Below are 18521 nucleotides of genomic sequence, written 5' to 3' on the forward strand. Positions count from 1 at the left end.
TGCCTCAAACAATAATAATTAATAAGCTCCTAAATCTCCCCCTTGATAAGGTACGTGCGGAAATACCCCATCTTCTGGTTTCCACAGCCGCACCCGCGCTCCAAAGGTTTCCATAATTGGTTGACCTAAAGTTTCTATGTAGTCGCGAAACACAGGTTCAAATCTACCTTCTGTGTGATTATCTACATGCAACCATACGCGCTTAGAATTCTCTAAAATATGGCTCATTTGATCTAAATTACTAATTAGTTTGCCACCACCCCAGCGATCGATCACTCGACCGTTATTCCAATAGAAAACATCGAAGCGGATATTACCTGGAATAAAGTAATCTAAGCCTCCTAAACCAGTTGAAGCAGCAGCCGGAGAAGTCGAAATCACAACATCGCCTGCTTGTCTGTGACTGCTAATATATGCGAATGCTTCATTGTTACGCCTAGTCAGTGCATCGTGATAGCTAGCTAAAACTCGATTTGGTTCTACGTTCAGAATTAAAAGTAAGAGAACGCTGGCGATCGCAATCTCTCTAACTGGTAACAAGTTTCTCGTAAACGTCTCAAACTTGCTAGCTACACTTTCGGCAATACAAGCAGCACTGTAAACAGCGAGTAAAATAAATATGGGATAAATTTGATAGGTGTACCTCGTAGCAATTTGATAAATCAAAATAGTGAGTAGTATCAAGTTGATCGAGACGCTACTGAACAAAAACAATGTTTTTCCATCTCGCCGTTTGAGAAAATATATCCAACCTAACAAAAAGAAAAAACTATAAATAATATGCATTCGACTGGGACCCACAAAGAAATTGTTTGCCAGTCCTGAAATGCTAAAGAAATGAACTTTGAGATAAGCGTCTGTACTGTCGGAAAGAGCTACCCAAGGAGTCAAACATCGAATCGAGAAGAAAACAAGATCGTAAGCAATAATTCCCATTGAAACGACGCTACTCATAACAATTTGCCAATCGTCCGCCCAGCGAAAAGGTCGATAGAAAAATATAAATCCTACTAAAAAGCAAGGCAATAAAGTTACAGTTACCTCTTGATTTAAGATGGTCAGAGTCAAAGCAATGAAAAATCCGTATTGGTAAGCTCTACCACTGCGATCGACAAATCCTTTGAGGAACAACCAGAAACTTAAGATGCTCAGGCATTGAACGACTTGGTAAAACCGAATGAAGCGAGAAAAGTAAACTTGTGAAGGATCGAAAGCTAGAATTGCCGTGACGATGAGAGCTATCCAAGCTTTTCCGGTAATTTTGCGGGTGAGAACATAAACTAAAACTAGGGTGGCTGTACCCCAAAGTACGGACAAAAAGCGAGCGTTCACTACTGAATCCCCTAGCAGCCGCAGCCACAGAGCCAGCATGTAGTGATAGGCTGGAGAGCGGGTGTACCAAATACCCGATGTTGCTTGGGGCGCACCTGTACGCAGAATTCCCCTCGTTGCATCTAAAGAAGTATTTTCATCTGCATCGAGATCTACGAAACCCAGGTTATAGGCTCTCACAACAAAACCGATCGCAACGATCGCACCCAGCATCAACCATTGGTTCCAAGCGGGAGAATACGCTTGGTAAGCTGTCGTCAATCGATTTATGAAGTTGTGTCGCGTGTGGCTGGGAAGTAAAATAAACAGGGCGATCGCCCCAAATCCAAACAAAATTAAGCACATACTGATTGGAGATGCTCCAACCCTGCTAACTAAACTCAAGCTGATAAAGGCAGTTAACCCCATAGGCAACCACAACCCCAAGCAAGCTAGTCTCCTTTCCCGCCAACTCCACAACAGCGTCAGCAACACGACGATTAAAAACCCTAGCAAGATGAGCGCATCGCTTTGTTGTTGAAAAAACAGCAGTCCCCGTTCTGCTTCTGCATAGCGATGCTTGAGTAAACCAATTCCAATCAGAAAAAGCGTTCCTGGTAATAATAGCTCTGCCCCAGCGCCCAAACTATTCCACCAGCTAAGGCGATCGCCCAACCAAAATCTACCAAGACTCCAAGCGCTAACCACAGCACAACCTATACCTGCTAATTGCCACAGCCAAAAGTGCCAGAGATAATCGGGATAATTCAGCAGATATGCATCGCCCTCAAACGTGCGTTCTAACTTTTGTGCGTCTGGCGAACCCAAAACTTGTGCTGCTCGTGCTTCACCCTCGCCATTAAACCAGCCAGATACAGGTTGCTCCAGAGTTTTCCAAGTGTTATTCGTGGTAATGGGTGCGATCGCTGCGTGCGACTTAGTTTCTGCCCAGCCATCCAAGAAAAATCCGAGCGGATTAAAGGGAGCCGCCGCACCAAGTTGGTGCAGGGGTCGAGTCAAATGTACAGCCAGGGTATTGCTGCCAGGTCGGAGAAAATTTGTCACCTCATACATGTGTAATTGGTTGTTCTGCTCGGCATCGTAGCGGTTGACCAATAAACCGTTAATCAGCAAAGCATACTTCCCATCTCCGGCAAACCGAATGAAGGCACGGGAAAACTGATGTTGTGGTATCTGCCAATCACTTCTCAGCCACACTTCTCCTTGGGTACTTTCAATTCCAGTAATCCAATTTCCCCCTAAGAAGCGATCGAATAGTCTTGGACTGAGGCGCTTATAAGTTCCTTCTTGCACCGAACCAATTGCTTTAGCTGAAGACCAACTTTCATCAGGAAAATCGCGATCGAACCAAAGCAAACCATTGTGGGCTTCGTTGAGATTTGAAACTACCCACGGTGTTGTACCTGTTGCCAGATCGATCGCGGGTGATGTAGATAAGGGATAGACAGCGCCCTCAACTACCACACGCGGATTTTGCCGACTCTTTTGCACCTCGATCGCGATCGTATTTCTCCCAGCTTGGAGGTGACGAGTCAAGTCAACATAGGTGGTTAATTTCCAATCTTGAGCATTGGCAAGCTGAATCCAATCGTAACCCCGCGATCGGTAAGCAACGCTATCATTTGCTCGTTGAAACTCTTGCGTGAATCGACTTCCCAAACCCAGAGAATGATAGAGAATATTTCTGTCTCTAGCGATCGCCCGTCCATTAACATAGAGAATGAAATCGTTATCGGCACTCAGCCGCAACCAGCCTGCTTCGGGAACGTCATTCAGGAAAAAAGACCGACGAGCATAAAAACGGTAAGTAGGCGTTTGGGGAGCAATCCACTGTGTTTGTGCAGACCAAGCAACGCGATCGGCAGCAGCAGGACTTTTATCCCAAACAGAAAAGCCGGTCACGCCTAATAAAAAGCCCAGGATTAAGACTAATCCGAGCGATAGCCAACGGTTTAAACGCTTCATTCTTGAGCCTCGCCAGATTCCTTCCAAGCTTTGTTGTCAATAGATTGGCGATACTGCTCCCAAGCTTTTTCGATTTTGCCATCATGGTAGCTCGCCCAAGAGTTATGCAGATATGCTTGCCCCAACAAAGCCAAATTGCTTTGCTGGGGATACTCTTGCGTTTCGATAATTTGTCGTGCTGCTGATGCCGAGCGATCGAATTCACCATTAGCAGCCCTAGCCAGCATTAAGTCGTAAAGCGCTTCAATATGAGCTGGAAAAATTTGCAATGCCCGTTCAAAACGTTCTATTGCTAATCCTGTTTGATGGTTTGTGGGGCTGTTAGGACCATTAAAATAAGTTACTCCCTGGTTTAAGATACTTATCGTGAGATATTCCCGCACTAAAAAGTTTTGCGGTTGCATTGCTAAGGCATTTTGAAAATAGTCTTCGGCACGGATGTAATCTTTGCGTCGATAGCTTTCTAATCCCTTGACAAATTCGATCTCATCTGAATCTGGTTGGTTAGCATAAAATCCGGCTTCTGCCATGCGCCGTAGAAATTCCGTGTCGCCTTGCAAGGGAGGATAACAAGTTTTTAAAATCCTACTAATAGTGACAACTGGGCGATACTGACCTTGAGCATATAGCGTATCTAGGTGGCGATCGATGAAATTGGGTAAAAGCATTGATAGAGTTAGTAAAGCGATCGCCACTCCCGCCCAAGGCAAAAACTTAGCTAGATCTGTTATCAAAGCGTTAAAACTTTGCTCAGCTAATCCTAAATAACAAGCCATTAAACTAATGACTAAACCAGCAACAGCATAGCTCCAACCGCGACCGATATATGCAAAAAAATTATTACTATAACCAAATCCCTCGACCCAGATTCGATCCCAGGACGACATTTGAAAAAAGCGACTATCTTCAATCGAAAAATAAGCGATCGATTTGATTGGCTCGGGTTGACTTAAAGTTATATTCTGTTTCCACTGAGACTGAATTTTCGGAAAGTTTCTTTGGACGTGATGAGTAGCTTCTACCCCTTGTTTGTAGTAAGCCGCACTTAAAAAAGCTACAGTAGGCGACCAGGTAGTAATAAAGTAAGGAAAAAGTAACACGACAACTAATCCGCTCCAAAACAACATTCGAGCAGTGCGACTGTGACTAAGCCAGAAGGCGATCGCCCCAGCTAAAAGTGCAAACAATAAAGCAATAACCCTACCTGCACTGGCGATTCTAAGATTAGTGTCAAATGTCTCTAAAGCTTCGGGAGGTAAACTATACCAAGGAGATTTTACCCCTAAAAATAAAGCAAAAGATGCAACCAAAAAAGTAAGTCTCGTGCGCTCAAACCAGTTATACCAAACCTCTTTTTTAACTTGATTTTGACTAATTATTCCTGTTTCAGTCACAGGTAATATATTAGTAAATCTGAGTCGAATGGTATTCAGGTAATAGAGCAAATTATTCATAAGTAGTGAGTAGTGAGTAGTGAGTGGCTAGTGGCTGGTGGCTGGTGGCTAGATTTTCTCCCTTGTCTCCCTTGTCTTCCTTTTCCCCCTTGTCTTCAGTTTTGACTTCTGACTTCTAAGCGATCGCCTGGATTTATCCCTCTAGGAGAAAGTACAACCTGTTCCCCAGGCATCAAACCCGATATAATTTCTCGTTGATTGTCGAAAATTCTGCCCATTTGGACTGGTTTGACAACTGCTTGACCTGCCTCGGCAACCATCACCATGCCTTCGCCACCAGATAAATGAATCACTGCACTTTCTGGAATTGCTAAATTAGCTTTGTCCTTATTGAATTGAACGTATCCCTGCAAGCCAGCTGCCATTTGCAGATCGTCAACGGCAATCCAAACGGAGTAAGTATAGCGGCGATCGATCCCACCTTTAGGACGTTTGCCCGCACTAGTTAAAATGGTTGGGTTGAGTCGAATCACTTTCCCTTGGAAGGTGCGACCAGGATAAGACATCAAACGTATCGTCGCGAGATCTCCAACTTTAATCGCGTTGATTTGCGCTTGGTCGATATAAGCTCTAATCGCAAAATCTTTAGATATACTAACCAGCGGACGGCTAGCACGTACCCCTGCTAATTCGCCGCGATCGATATTAACCCAACTAACTAAACCATCCATCGGTGCGTAAAGCACTGTATTGTGTAAATTTTTTAGAGCATTTTGTAGGGCTATTTTGTCGTTTTGCAGTTTCAGACGAGCATTACCCAACTCGTTATCGATCTCTTGTTGCGTGTGTGCTAGTTCTTGTTGAGCGCCAAGCAAGTTTTGTTGCAAAGTTGTATAAAAGTCTTGGCTACCGTAGAGCTGAATTTGAGCGTTAATTGTTTGCCGTTTCGTTGAATCTAGGTCTTTCTTCCGCGCTAAATAACTATCTTGAATGTCGTAGAGCTGAAATTTAGAAATCGCTCCTGCTTGTACTAAGGAATTCATTTGTTGCAGTTTCTTTTGAGCGATCGCCAGCCGATGCTGACCATCAGCAACTTGGTCTTTGAGTTCCTTCTCAACCAAGGAATTCATATCTTGCACTTTAGTTGAGGCGATCGCCAGCCGATGTTTGGCAAGTTCGACATCAGTTTTTAGCTTGGCTAATTTCACTGGCGCTGACTTTTGTAAGTTCAGCAGAGCCATTTCCGAAATAGCGGCATTGTTACGGGCAGCATCAACGGCATTTTTATAGGGTTCTTGCTGGAACTGAACCAATGCCTGTCCTTTTCGTACCGACTGCCCTTCCTCAACGTAAACCTGTTCTACTGGTCCCGATACCTGTGGGCGGAGGTCTATTTTATGCAACGCCACCGACTCCCCAGGTGCAGCTACGTTATCCTCTAGAGTTTTTGGCGCTACGGCTACAGTTTTCACCGCGATCGGTTTACCAGTTAATCGTTGCAATGCTGGATAACCAATGCTAGAAGCGTAGATTTTCGACTCTGGATTTTTGGTCGCTGGTACAAGTACGGCGATCGATAGAACCGCCATAATCCCCAACGGCGCTGCTACTAGAGTTGTCAACACAGCACGAGAAAATAATGGATGAGAACGAATCATAATTTTACTGTTTGAGAGAGCGTCGGCACAGTATTAGCCAAGGCGGAGCTAAACACCTCTTGCCATAGAGGAACGATCCGCGACCAGCCAAACCGAACTTGAACATCTTGCAAGCCTCTGCGTCCTAATTGTTGAGCCAGATTGGGGTCAGCCAGTACTTTCAAAATGGCGGCTGCTAGCGCTTCAGGGTCTTTTTGGGGTACTAACAGACCAGTAACTCCAGAACGGATGACATCGCCAATGCCACCAACTGCACTAGCAATTACAGGCTTTTCATGTGCTAAGGCTTCTATCATCACAATCCCTAGTCCTTCAGTATCGCCTTTGCTATCGACAATGGCAGGTAGGACAAAGATATCGCAGGAAGCGTATGCATCTGCCAATTCTTCTTTGCTGACAAAACCGAGGAATTCTACCACTTTATCTAAGCCCAAAGCATGACACTGAGATTTGATCTCTGTTTCTAGGATTCCCTTACCAACCACCTTTAAGCACACGGGCTGCTGTTTTAAAATCAGTGTCAAAGCCTGCAAAAGATACCGCAATCCTTTACGTTCGTCCAATCTGCCAACAAAAAGTAATTGGGGAATCTCCCCTGCTGCACGTTGTTTGGGCGGTTTTGCTTCAATCGTCAAGCCGTAAGGAATTACGGTAACTGCGCCTGAATAAATTTTGCGTACCAATCCCAGCGTGAAAGAAGAATTGGCAGTGACGCTGTTTGCATGGGGCGTGAGCCAGCGCAGAATTGACGAGACAAAGCGAAATTTATTTGCCAGTAAAAGTTCGGCTCCGTGAAAACTGAACACCATCGGAATGCCGAGAATCTTACTAGCAGGGAATGCCATCAATCCGTGTGGAAAAGCCCAGTGAACGTGAAGTAGGGCTGGTTTTTCCTTGCAGCATACCAGAAACAACCTAATCGTACCCAGAAGGATGTAAAGAGCCGCAGCGAGTAAATAAAGCGGCTGTTTTTGCAACTTAGTCGGCGCTCCATCTCGGACGAGATTTTCAAACCGTTTGAAACAATAACGAAAACGATAAACTTTTATGCCATCTAGCATGTAGCTTTTACTACCTTCGTAGGCTGGGGCAAAAACCGAGAATGTCGTTTCCGCAGATTGACAGCGTAAAATTGCTTCTCGCACAAAGGCTCCGTGGTTGCCTTCTGCATTTTGAGGATATACCGAACTGATAACTAATATATGTTTGTTCATTGGAGAATGGGGAGTCGGGAATGAAGGGGAATTGTAGAGACGTTACATGTAACGTCTCTATATAAATTAAGAATTACTCGCTACGCGATCGCGACTGACTTGCAGATCGAAAGCTTCTTTACCAGCACGAAACCCAACATCAACTGCTTTGAACATCGCCGGAATGTATTGAAATGGTAAGAGCAAGCGATTTTCAATATGAAACCACCACCAAGTGCGGGAAAAGTTCATGGCGGATGTCACCAGCCGTCCGCGTCCAAATTTACTCTGACCGGAAAAACGCGGATGCCAAGGAGTAGCAACCTCTGTAATGTTATATCCCCAACCTGCTAAGATTGCCAAAAGGTAGCGATGGGTCACAACGTCAAACGGTACTTTGGTGAGAATGTCGCGGCGCACGAGTTTGATCCAATTCATATCATGAATTTTCAAACCAAAGGACATCCGACAGGCAAGATTAGCAAATTTAGAAGCCATGACTTTGCCATCACCGCGTTGCTGTCGCCATCCGGCAACGCCGTCAACTCCTGGTACGCAAGCTTCTAATAATAAAGGTAAGTCACTCTGAAAATCAGATTCTAGATCGGCTTGTCCCCAAAATACCCATTCTGTATTAACGTGGGCGATCGCAGTTTTCCAAACTCCGGTAACACCGCGCTTTTGAGGATGTCGAATCGTTTTTAAATAAGCATATTGACAGCATAACTGTGTCAGAATTTGAGGAGTTTGATCTGTACTGCCATCGTCAATTAAAAGTACTGGCAGAGTAAAGCCTAGATTTTGAAAAGTGCGATCGAGCGTATAGAAAAGTTTTTCCAAATTACCTTCTTCATTCAAGCAAGGAATTACGATTGTGACGGAGTGACTTAAGGCGGGAGGTGCGAATAACATGCGGCAGAGAGAAATGTAAAAGTTTTGTTAAAAAACATCATGGCTGCGTAATGTATTGATTTAGTTCGGTAGAAGTACTTGAATCTTTATGTTTTTTGTTAAAGAATTTGTGAAGAGAAAGACAAGTTAGAGCAAAACTTAAAAAATAGTAAAAATTCTCTAGCGATCGCCATTAAATCTATGCCAATTTGTGTAATTTTACCGAGGTTCGGTTTTATTTTGAAACGCAAGTTGTTGTCAAAAAAATTTACTTTTACATAGAATCCGTAATTCAACATATTGAATTCTTAATTGCAGTGTAAACACATAAGTGTAGTTTGCACGCATCTCAGTAGCGATCGCTACAGATTTTTTGTCAAGCGTGTAAATTGCACGATTCCATAGTCATTTTAGAAAAACGATCGGTAATTGCACTGAATTTTTAGTCCAAATTAAACTCATCTATGCAGAATTCAGTTGCGATCGAAGTATATCTATTGAAAATAAATTCAGTGTTTGTCTTCAGGTAGTTTACAACCATCTCGGACAAGATAAATCTGTAGTAAATTCGACCTCTACCTCAAGACTGAAGTTTGGCACTACTAAAAAGGAGATTTCGAGAAAATATTATTTTGCTGCGGCTTCTCAGCTCAAATTTTGTCACGGTCTTGCTGAGAAAACCTCAGCTATGAGTTTTGTCTAACTGTGTAATTTGTCTAACGGTGTGAGACTAACCCGACGGTGGTTAGTTATTGAAGATCTGAACCCTGTGGAAATATGAACACTCAAACCAAACGGCTTTATCGCCAACTGCTTGTAGCTACCTTATTAATGGGTGGCACTTTTAACATGACTGCACCTGTTTTGGCGCAGGCTGTACCGACTGCACCACTCACGGGTGCGGGAACTGAGATCAAAAACAAAGCGACTGCTACTTATGAAGACCCCAGTAACCCTGGTACGATAAATGCAACTTCTAACGAAGTGACTATCACAGTAGCAGAGGTTGCAGGTATCGCTGTTGTTGGTTCGACACCTGTTGACAGGAACGGTAGTAGTGTCTCCAACGGAGATATTTTAGACTTCGACTTTACAATTACTAACGTCGGTAACGATACCACTGCTATCTACATTCCAGGCAAGACAATCCTAAATACAGGAGGTCGTATTGTCGGCGGTCAAATCGGTAGTACAGCTGGAGCCAATAGCGTTTATATCGTTAGAATTAACGGCAACACGCTGACAACTCCAGTTGCCGTTCCTGATGCTGGCGTTCAATCAGATAATGCTGCATTTATCCTAGCTATTCAAGGCGCAGGCTATGCTGCTTTTGATGGCTCGATTGATGTCAACCAAGAGATAGTAGTACGAGTTCCTGTCACAGTGACAGAAACCGTAGCAACTAATCCAATTAGCGTGCAATTCGGTAACACTGCCGATCCTGGAACGCAGAATCGCCAGAACATCCTATATGCAGCCGATGCCACTACTGATGATGATGTGCGGACTGCTGACATATCCGAACCGGCTCCTAGAAATTTAGGTCCTGCAAATGGAGAACGGGAAGCAGCAGCATTCCAATCAATTCCTTTAGGAACGCAGGTCACTACCCGCGCTCTGGCAACTGTACTCAAGACTCGCTCTCTACATACTCCTAATACTTCAGCACTCGATGACGACCAGATTCGTTACCGTTTAGACTTGCGCGTTGAAGGCTCCTATCCCAATGCCTCCTCCTTTGCTGTAGGTAACTTGGAAGGAACGGCTCTGGCTAACGCCATTACGGGTGCAGGCGCTCCTACTGGAGCTGTGATTTTAGTTTCTGATGTCATTCCTACAAATACAGTTTTGGATGCTGGCTTCTTACCAACCGCACCTTCAGGCTGGACTGTAGTGTACAGTGAAAGCGATCCTACTGGGATTAGTGCGACTGCCCTCAATGCTCAATGGTCAACAACTCCACGTACTACAGCTGATGCAGGGTTAGTGAAGCGGATTGGTATTGTTCGTACTGGCTCAATGACTGCTGGATCTTCTACACTTACCGATACAAATGGCTTCCAGTTCCAGGTGAAGACAGCTACGGGTTTTGCTGGTGGTCAAATCCTCAACATTGCTCAAGCCTTCGGTCATACTCAAGGAGATAGCGATCCTAACCGGATTATCTATGATGAGTCCGGCGACCAATTCCCCAATAACTTTGAGGGTACGACAACTCCTTACGCTGACGGTGCAGGTGGCTTCGATCCTGCCAATGATGATGGTATAGCTCTTGCTACTTACGGTAGTGACCCCAGCAACCAACCTGTAAATAACCCACAGAGTAACCTGGGTACGGGTAGTGATGGTGAAGTTAACCTACTTTCCATTGACGCACCTGGTAGCATTTTGACCGGACCTAGAGGAGTTCCAGGGGCAACAGGTCCAGGAAACTCCAATCAGACTGACTACGTGAACCAGTCAATTTCGCCGCCAGTGGGTAAAGATCCTGCCGTTGCGCTCACAAATGCAGAAACTCTCGATCTTGTTTTCAATAACACGGTCAGAAACCCCAACTCGCTTGGACTCAACAACGTAGTTCTGAAGCCAATTCCCGCTGAACAAGCCGATTACGCAGCAGATAACACGGCTGCTAACCAGCAAGACCCCAATACTGGTTATGGTACGAATGCAACCTTACCAAATGGTACGACTGTCAAGATCGAGTATGGTGGACAATCAGCCACTTATACATGGAATGGCAGTACCTTTAGCACTACTGATACACCAATTAAAATTACTACGCTCAACGGTCAGGTCAGCCTTGACTACACAGTAACAGTAAATCTTGGCGATGGTGCTGCTCAAAACGCTGCATATCCAGTGGCGATCGTGGCATTTGTCGATGAAGATAATAACAATGAGTTTAGCCGGACTTCAACGACTCCCACGGCTGAAAGTATCTTCAACTTGAAGGTCGATCGAACCTACACGGGTTTCGTGAAGCTGACAAAAGAAGCTCGGATTTTGGATGATGCTGGTAATCCAATTACTGTAGATGCAACTGGTGCTGCGATCGCAGATCCTAATGGATTTACAACGAATCCAGCTAGACCTCAACCCGGTTGGAAGATCGAGTATCGGATTTCCTACGAAAACATCTCGACACCTGCTTCTACTGGTGGTAGCGGTAGCGTTCAATTGAGTGCTAGCAACTTCAGAATCTTTGAAGATGGTACTGGCGATACGACAAACCCCAGAAATGGTACTTGGGCTGCAACTACAGAACACGTACAGACAAAGGCAGTTGGTACACAGGGAACAGTCAGCTTCTACAATACGACGATCGATACGATCAATCCTGGCTCTGGCGTACCTGAAGCTTTGACGAATACTGGTTATGTCAACTTTATCGGTAGTTTAGCTCCGAATGGTACAGCAGGAACACCACAAGGAAACTTCAAGTTCCAGCGTTTAGTGAAATAGCTGGAGCGAATAGAATTCGCGACTACGATTGTGTAGTCGCGAATTTTAGGCTCAAGTGCTTTGCAATATTCCTACCTCTCTGTTACATCCGTGCCTTGAATGGGCAAATTAATGGATGGATTTGAATCATCAGGAGACTGTCACAATGAAACATTTGTCAATGTTTGGCGTAGCTGTCGCCGTATTATTATCTGCACCTCTAGGCGATCGCATCGTTAGCGCCCAACAACAGCCAAAAGCAACAGTTCAAAACATTCAATCTCAACGCCCCGTACAGTTAAATCTGATGGCAGAAAAGAAAGTCATGCAGAAAGACGCGCAGGGCAAGCCAAAAGCAACTTGGCAAGCAATGCGGGGAAAAGTTACAGTTTTTCCAGGGGATGTGATTCGCTATACCGTGCGCGGTGCTAACAGTGGCGATCGCCCAGTCAAAAATCTCGTCTTAACTCAACCAATTCCCAAGCAGACGACATATATTTTGAATTCTGTTACGATTAACCATCCTGGGGTTGCGGTTACGTACAGTATTGATAATGGCAAGAGTTTTGTCGAAAAACCAACTGTAAAAGTCAAATTAGCTGACGGTAAGGTTAAAACCGAGCCAGCACCAGCAGAACTCTACACTCACATTCGCTGGAAATTTGACAAAGCAGTTGATTCTAGCAAGTTGGTTGGTGCAGCTTATCAAGTCAAGGTGAAATAAATTCGGAATTCGGAATTCGGAATTCCGAATTTTTACATGAGCGTCGATCCCCCTAAATCCCCCTTTTTAAGGGGGACTTGGAAAGGTTGAACCCCCCTTTTTAAGGGGGACTTGGAAAGGTTGAACCCCCCTTTTTAAGGGGGGCAGGGGGATCTAAAAGCTCTACTAGGTCAAAACAATACTGCTCAAATCTCTTCTTAAATAATAGCGATCGCCATTGCACAATTGACCTAAATCAACATCGGCTTGTCCTCCAATTGCGGACAAATAAAATAATTATCCAAACGCAGATGCAACCTCCGAACCGATTTTTGAATTATTGGTTGCGACCAATAGCAACAGCTCTTTTAGCTGGAGCTGTCTCACAAACTTTACTAACTGGTCTAATTCAAGTAGGGGTAGCAATTGAAATCACTAATCAAGCAACTTATAGTTATGAGTTTAATAACGATAAATCAGAGATTAAACAATCAATCCAAACGACAACAAATAAACTTTCTACCTCAGTAGTCACCACAGATTTAATAGATCCTTTAGGAAAAATCACAGGCTGTGCTGGTGAAACTTTGCCTGATTATACAGGATTTAGTATTGGTTTGTACGAGCCAAATTCTCAAGATGCAACAGCCACAGAAATTGCCGAACCTGTATCTCTCACTCGTACAGAATCACCAGATATTGCTAACAATAATATTCCCAGAGGATTAGAGCCAAATACAGAAAATAGCAATCCTTTTTTCCTCACTAATGGCAAAGAAGGGACTTATAATTTCCTTCTCGATCCTCAGCGGGGTCAGTTGGATCGCGGTAAAACTTATATTTTATTAATTCATCCCCCCGATAAATCAATTTATGACGAGCGCCGCATCAAGCTCACAATTGGAGAACGGGATGAGAGAGTTGTTGCTTATACCGCTACCTCTTTAGACGGCAAACCAATTAGTGCTACTGACAATCGCACGTCTATTAACGGAACGATTGACATTGAAAATGCCGAACGGATTGGATTAGTCTTAGCCGTTTTGGATTTGGATACAAGTGTCTGTCAAGCTCAAGAAGTACAAGTTGTCAAAACAGGCGATCGCGCTACAGCCGAACCTGGAGATACAGTTATCTATCGTCTCTCAGTCAAAAATCTCAGCAGCAGCCCGCTGAAAAATATCGTCGTCACCGATACCTTACCTCTAGGTTTTACCTTTATACCTAAATCCGTGCGGGCAGAGTTGGGCAAATCTCCAGTTGCGATCGCCTCTAGTCACGATGGCAGAACGATCTCTTTACGTGCAGAGGGAATAGAACTACCAAGTAACGCCACCAACGAGCAAGTTCTGAATATAGCTTATGCCGCAGTCCTCACGGCTGACGCAGTTCGCGGCACGGGTGAAAACCTGGCGAACGTGACCGGACAGCGCACTGATAACAACCAAACAGTCAAAGATGGTCCCGCCGTTCACAGATTACGGATTAATCCAGGCATTTTGTCAGATTGCGGCACGCTGATCGGACGAGTATTCGTAGATAAAAACTTTGATGGCGAACAGCAACCAGGAGAACCAGGAGTTCCCAATGCGGTGATTTTCATGGATGACGGCAACCGCATTACTACCGATATTCAAGGACTATTTTCTGTTGCCAATGTCATTTCTGGTTATCGCACGGGAGTTTTAGATTTCAGTAGCGTACCTGGCTACACCTTGGCTCCCAACCGCCGTTTTATCGAACGCAACAGTCAATCTCGTTTAGTGCATTTAGAACCTGGTGGAATGGCGCGGATGAATTTTGCTGTGACTCCGATCGCGAAGGAGGCAAAACCTAAATGAAGTGGAGAACGCGATTTTTCAATGCCTTCCTAGTAATTACTACAGTGAATGCGATCGGTTTGTTGATTCTGCCTAAAACTGCTAGAACAGAACCACTACAAACTCAAACAGAATTTGGTACTTACGTAGCAGCATTACCAATCGAATTGAGACAAGTACAGCGATCGGTGACAGAAAAGCGCTGGCACGATTATATTGCTGCATTACTTGCCCAACCTGAGACATCTGTACCTGTCGAGAATACCCAGGAATTTGGCACTTACGTAGCAGCGTTACCGATTGAAGCCGTTGCAACACCACCCTCAGAAACAGATCAACAGTTGCAACAACTGCTGGTGGCGTTCCTCGCTGCACCAGGGACAACAACAGTAGCTACGCCAGATTTCGGGAACGACACAGTTGCATTACCGATCGCCTTAAATCGAGAACAGACAGTTACGGATTTTCCTGAAGCTGAAGTTGCATTACTCTCTTTGCCAGCAGCATCAGATGTCATCGAAAATACTAACACTTCACCTCAGGACGTACCATCAGGAGCGATCGAACAAAATACAAATATCCCATCCCAGAGCGTACCGCAATCTGAAGCAGAGCAAAAGTATGCTAACTACTTGGTTGCTTTACGGGAACAAAACCAGTCACCAAACTCGGAAAATATCGATTCCCAGACAACTTCCACTCCAAGCCCAAATGACCTAAAATTTCTTTCGCCGCGATCGAGCCAAGTCTTGGACGTGCCAGCTACTACGGTAACTGTGCAGTCTCCCGCAAATATTCCTGTTGAACTGTCAGTAAATGGCGAACTAGTCGATACATCTTTAATTGGTGGTACAGAAACAAACAACACGGCGAATTCCGTGACGCAGACATGGTATGGCGTGCCACTCCAGCAGGGAGAGAATCACCTCACACTTAAAATTAAGACTGGCGATCGCGCTGGAGAATCAACGACAGTTAAAGTATACGTGCGCGGTAATACTAAACAAATCACCGTCCAAACGCAAGAATCGCGAATTCCCGCCGATGGACGTTCGACGGCAACGATTGAAGGGCAGCTACTCGATGACAAAGGCAATCGCACCAACGAAGATGCGATCGTCACTCTTGATGCTAGTGCTGGGGAGTTTGTCGGTAAGGATGCTAAGCCCGATATCCCAGGATTTCAAGTCCTGGCACGCAAAGGACAATACTCGGCTGAGCTGCGATCGGGACTACAAGCGCAAACAGTCAGAATTCGCGCTGAAGCTTTTCAGCTAGAAGCATATACCCAATTTCAATTTGAAACGAATCTGCGCTCTAGTCTAGTTACGGGTGTTGTTGACTTGCGTTTAGGTGCGAGAGGCACTGATTTTTACAAGAGTTTTCGCGACTTTTTGCCCCCCGATGAAGACAACCGTACCGAACTGAGTTTTCATACAGCAGTTTTTGCCACAGGTAAAATTGGCGAATGGTTGTTTACAGGAGCATATAACAGCGATCGCACCCTGAATCAAAAATGCGACGGCACTTCGGGTTTGTTTCGAGATTACCAAGTCTGCGATCGCAACTATCCCGTTTACGGCGATAGTTCTAAAGTCGAGGCTGTCACCCCTTCTCAAGATAGTTTATATCTGCGCTTTGAGCGATCGGCATCCATTCCTGGCGCTGAGCCTGACTATGTGATGTGGGGTGACTACGATACAAAAGAGTTTGCTCGCTCCTCACAAGAATATACTGCGACTTCTCGTAACCTCCACGGATTCAAAGCAAATTATAATCTAGGAGATTTTCAACTTTCAGTATTCTATGGCGATAACGTTGAAGGTTTTCAACGCGACACGATCCCGCCTGATGGTACGAGCGGTTATTATTTCCTCTCGCGACGCTTGCTTATACCTGGAAGTGAAAACATCTCGATTGAAGTCGAAGAACTCAATCGCCCAGGTACGGTATTGTCACGTCAACAACTGGTTCGGGGTACGGACTACGACATCGACTACGATCGCGGCACGTTGTTATTTCGCGAACCAATTTTCCGCACGGCAGTAGATGAAAACGGACAAGTTTTGGTGCGGCGAATCGTTGCCACCTATCAGTATGAGAGCCAAGAAAAGGACAATCGCATCTACGGTGGTAGAGTTCAGTACAACATCTCGCGACAACTTGAGAATGAAAGTTGGCTCGGTGCAACATATTTAAAAGAAGAACGCGGCATTCGCGACTTTGAACTTTACGGTGCAGACGCGCAAATTGCGATAAGTGACAAGATACATTTGATTGCCGAATACGCTCACTCTCAAAATGATTCAGAAATGATGGGAGAAGTCAGCGGTTCGGCTTATCGGTTAGAGGCTGAGGGAGAGATTGCCAAAGGGATTCAAGGTCGAGCTTATTGGCGCTCTACCGATACAGGTTTTAGTAACAACGCGACAACTAGCTTTGTCCCAGGACAAACTCGTTATGGAGCGCAGGTTACAGGACAGGTCGCTGCAAAAACTAATGTTCGGTTGCAGTATGACCATGAAGACAATCGCGGCATAGCACCTCAACCGTTAGATAATTTTACCGATTTATTTTCACCCCGTTCGGAGGCGATTCCAGGTAGTAAGGTTGACAACTCGCTGACAACGATTACAGCCGGAGTACAGCAGCAGATTGGTAAAGCCGACCTCACATTAGATTGGGTACATCGGCATCGGGAAGACCGGATCGAACCGAATGCTTTGAGCGGCACTTCAGACCAATTGCGATCGCGTCTCAAGCTGCCTTTAACTGAAACTCTCACTTTTTTAGCCCAAAACGAACTGACCATTTCTGACGAAGAGGATGCTGTTTATCCAGACCGCACGATTGTAGGATTAGATTGGAAAGTTGCACAAGATTTGAGCATCCGCCTCGCACAACAGTTTTACAGTGGTAGTCAGAATGATGGTAACTCGATTACCAGTCTCGATTTTATTGGCGAACGCAAATTCGGTACGGATACCACTGTCAACGGGCGTTACTCCATTTTAAATGGAGGTGACGGGATGACAACACAGGGTGCGATCGGGATAAAACAAGGTCTGACCATTGCCCCTGGGTTAAAGCTGGACTTGGGATACGAGCATGTATTTGGTAGTTTCTTCAATCGGACTGGAGCAGGTAAGCAGTTCGTGCAACCTTTTACAGCGGGACAAAGTGCCTCTTCAATTGGCGTTGACTCCGGCGATAACTACCATATTGGCTTAGCATACACGCCTAGCGACGATTTCAAAGCTAGCGCTCGTTACGAACATCGGAATTCTTCTGGTGGTTCTAATACAGTTATTTCTGCAAATGTAACCGGAAAAATTTCTCCCGCGCTAACGGGTTTGGTTAACTATCAACAGGCGAATGCTTCTAACCAAAGACTCTCAGGGTTGGGAGATACGGCTCACTTAAAAGTGGGTCTAGCATATCGCGACCCGAATAACGATAAATTTAATGCTTTGTTACGTTATGAATATCGCAAGAATCCTTCTACAATTCCCAATACGATTTTACTCGGCAGCGGTACGGGTTCCAAAGACCATACTTTTGCTCTAGAAACTATTTATGCTCCTAACTGGCGATGGGAACTTTACGGCAAGTATGCAATTCGCCACAGTACCTCTTACTTAGCAGCAGATTTAGTTAATTCCAGTACGATTAATTTGGGACAATTACGAGCGACTTATCGCTTGAACGACAAAATCGATTTGGTTGGTGAAGCTCGCTGGATTAATCAACCTTCAGAAGATCGCAGCGAGACGGGTTTTGTTGCTGAAGCAGGCTACTACCTGACACCAAATCTGCGGTTATCGGCAGGATATGCTTTTGGTCAGGTGAATGATGACGATTTTAGCGGCTCTCGTTCTGCTGGTGGGGCTTATTTTGGTTTAACCGTGAAATTGAACGAATTGTTTGATGGTTTTGGGTTGCAAAAACCTGTAGCTGCACCACCACAAAAATCTAAAGTTCAACCCGTGGCAGCAAGTTCATCGCAGTCTTCAAAGCTATCTACTGCATTGAAGCAGAAACCAAAAGCGAAAACAGAGATGCAGGCAGTTCCCACCGAAAAAGCCCAGCAGCTCGATAATGCGCCGACAAAGCAATGAAGC

Annotated in this window: 9 protein-coding genes; 4 read left to right on the forward strand and 5 right to left on the reverse strand. The window is 44.9% G+C overall.

Features of this window, described 5'->3' with window-relative positions; all coding sequences use genetic code 11:
* Positions 1 to 18: 18 nt before the first annotated feature.
* From M5J74_RS02030 to M5J74_RS02050, 5 genes are all read right to left on the reverse strand, one after another.
* Complete coding sequence (locus tag M5J74_RS02030; protein ID WP_250015150.1) at positions 19 to 3297, reverse strand: glycosyltransferase family 39 protein; 3279 nt, start codon at positions 3295 to 3297, stop codon at positions 19 to 21.
* Positions 3294 to 4751 (reverse strand): M48 family metallopeptidase, encoded by a 1458-nt coding sequence (locus M5J74_RS02035; protein WP_250015151.1) that lies wholly within the window; start codon positions 4749 to 4751, stop codon positions 3294 to 3296. Before M5J74_RS02035 ends, M5J74_RS02030 begins: the two co-directional genes overlap by 4 nt.
* A 95-nt stretch (positions 4752 to 4846) precedes the next feature.
* The gene (locus tag M5J74_RS02040) at positions 4847 to 6349 is read right to left on the reverse strand and encodes an efflux RND transporter periplasmic adaptor subunit (protein ID WP_106167835.1); all 1503 of its coding nucleotides are present in this window, start codon (positions 6347 to 6349) and stop codon (positions 4847 to 4849) included.
* The gene (locus M5J74_RS02045; protein WP_250015153.1) at positions 6346 to 7563 is read right to left on the reverse strand and encodes a glycosyltransferase family 4 protein; all 1218 of its coding nucleotides are present in this window, start codon (positions 7561 to 7563) and stop codon (positions 6346 to 6348) included. The genes M5J74_RS02040 and M5J74_RS02045 overlap by 4 nt, the downstream gene beginning before the upstream one ends.
* Positions 7564 to 7629: 66 nt before the next feature.
* Positions 7630 to 8454, reverse strand: a complete 825-nt coding sequence (locus M5J74_RS02050; protein WP_106167837.1) for a glycosyltransferase family 2 protein — start codon at positions 8452 to 8454, stop codon at positions 7630 to 7632.
* Between the two features lie 756 nt (positions 8455 to 9210).
* On the opposite strand from M5J74_RS02050, the gene M5J74_RS02055 reads away from it, so the two are divergent.
* From M5J74_RS02055 to M5J74_RS02070, 4 genes are all read left to right on the forward strand, one after another.
* Positions 9211 to 11898 (forward strand): hypothetical protein, encoded by a 2688-nt coding sequence (locus tag M5J74_RS02055; RefSeq protein ID WP_250015155.1) that lies wholly within the window; start codon positions 9211 to 9213, stop codon positions 11896 to 11898.
* Positions 11899 to 12043: 145 nt separating this feature from the next.
* The gene (locus M5J74_RS02060; protein ID WP_106218343.1) at positions 12044 to 12601 is read left to right on the forward strand and encodes a DUF11 domain-containing protein; all 558 of its coding nucleotides are present in this window, start codon (positions 12044 to 12046) and stop codon (positions 12599 to 12601) included.
* A gap of 290 nt (positions 12602 to 12891) precedes the next feature.
* Positions 12892 to 14421, forward strand: coding sequence for a hypothetical protein (locus M5J74_RS02065; RefSeq protein ID WP_250015157.1), 1530 nt, complete (start codon positions 12892 to 12894; stop codon positions 14419 to 14421).
* Positions 14418 to 18518 carry a TonB-dependent receptor gene (locus tag M5J74_RS02070; protein ID WP_250015159.1) on the forward strand — a complete coding sequence of 1367 codons (4101 nt, stop codon included), beginning with the start codon at positions 14418 to 14420 and terminating at the stop codon, positions 18516 to 18518. Before M5J74_RS02065 ends, M5J74_RS02070 begins: the two co-directional genes overlap by 4 nt.
* Positions 18519 to 18521: the final 3 nt, after the last annotated feature.

The organism is Chroococcidiopsis sp. CCNUC1 (genome assembly GCF_023546805.1).
Classification (GTDB): Bacteria; Cyanobacteriota; Cyanobacteriia; order Cyanobacteriales; family Chroococcidiopsidaceae; genus Chroococcidiopsis; species Chroococcidiopsis thermalis.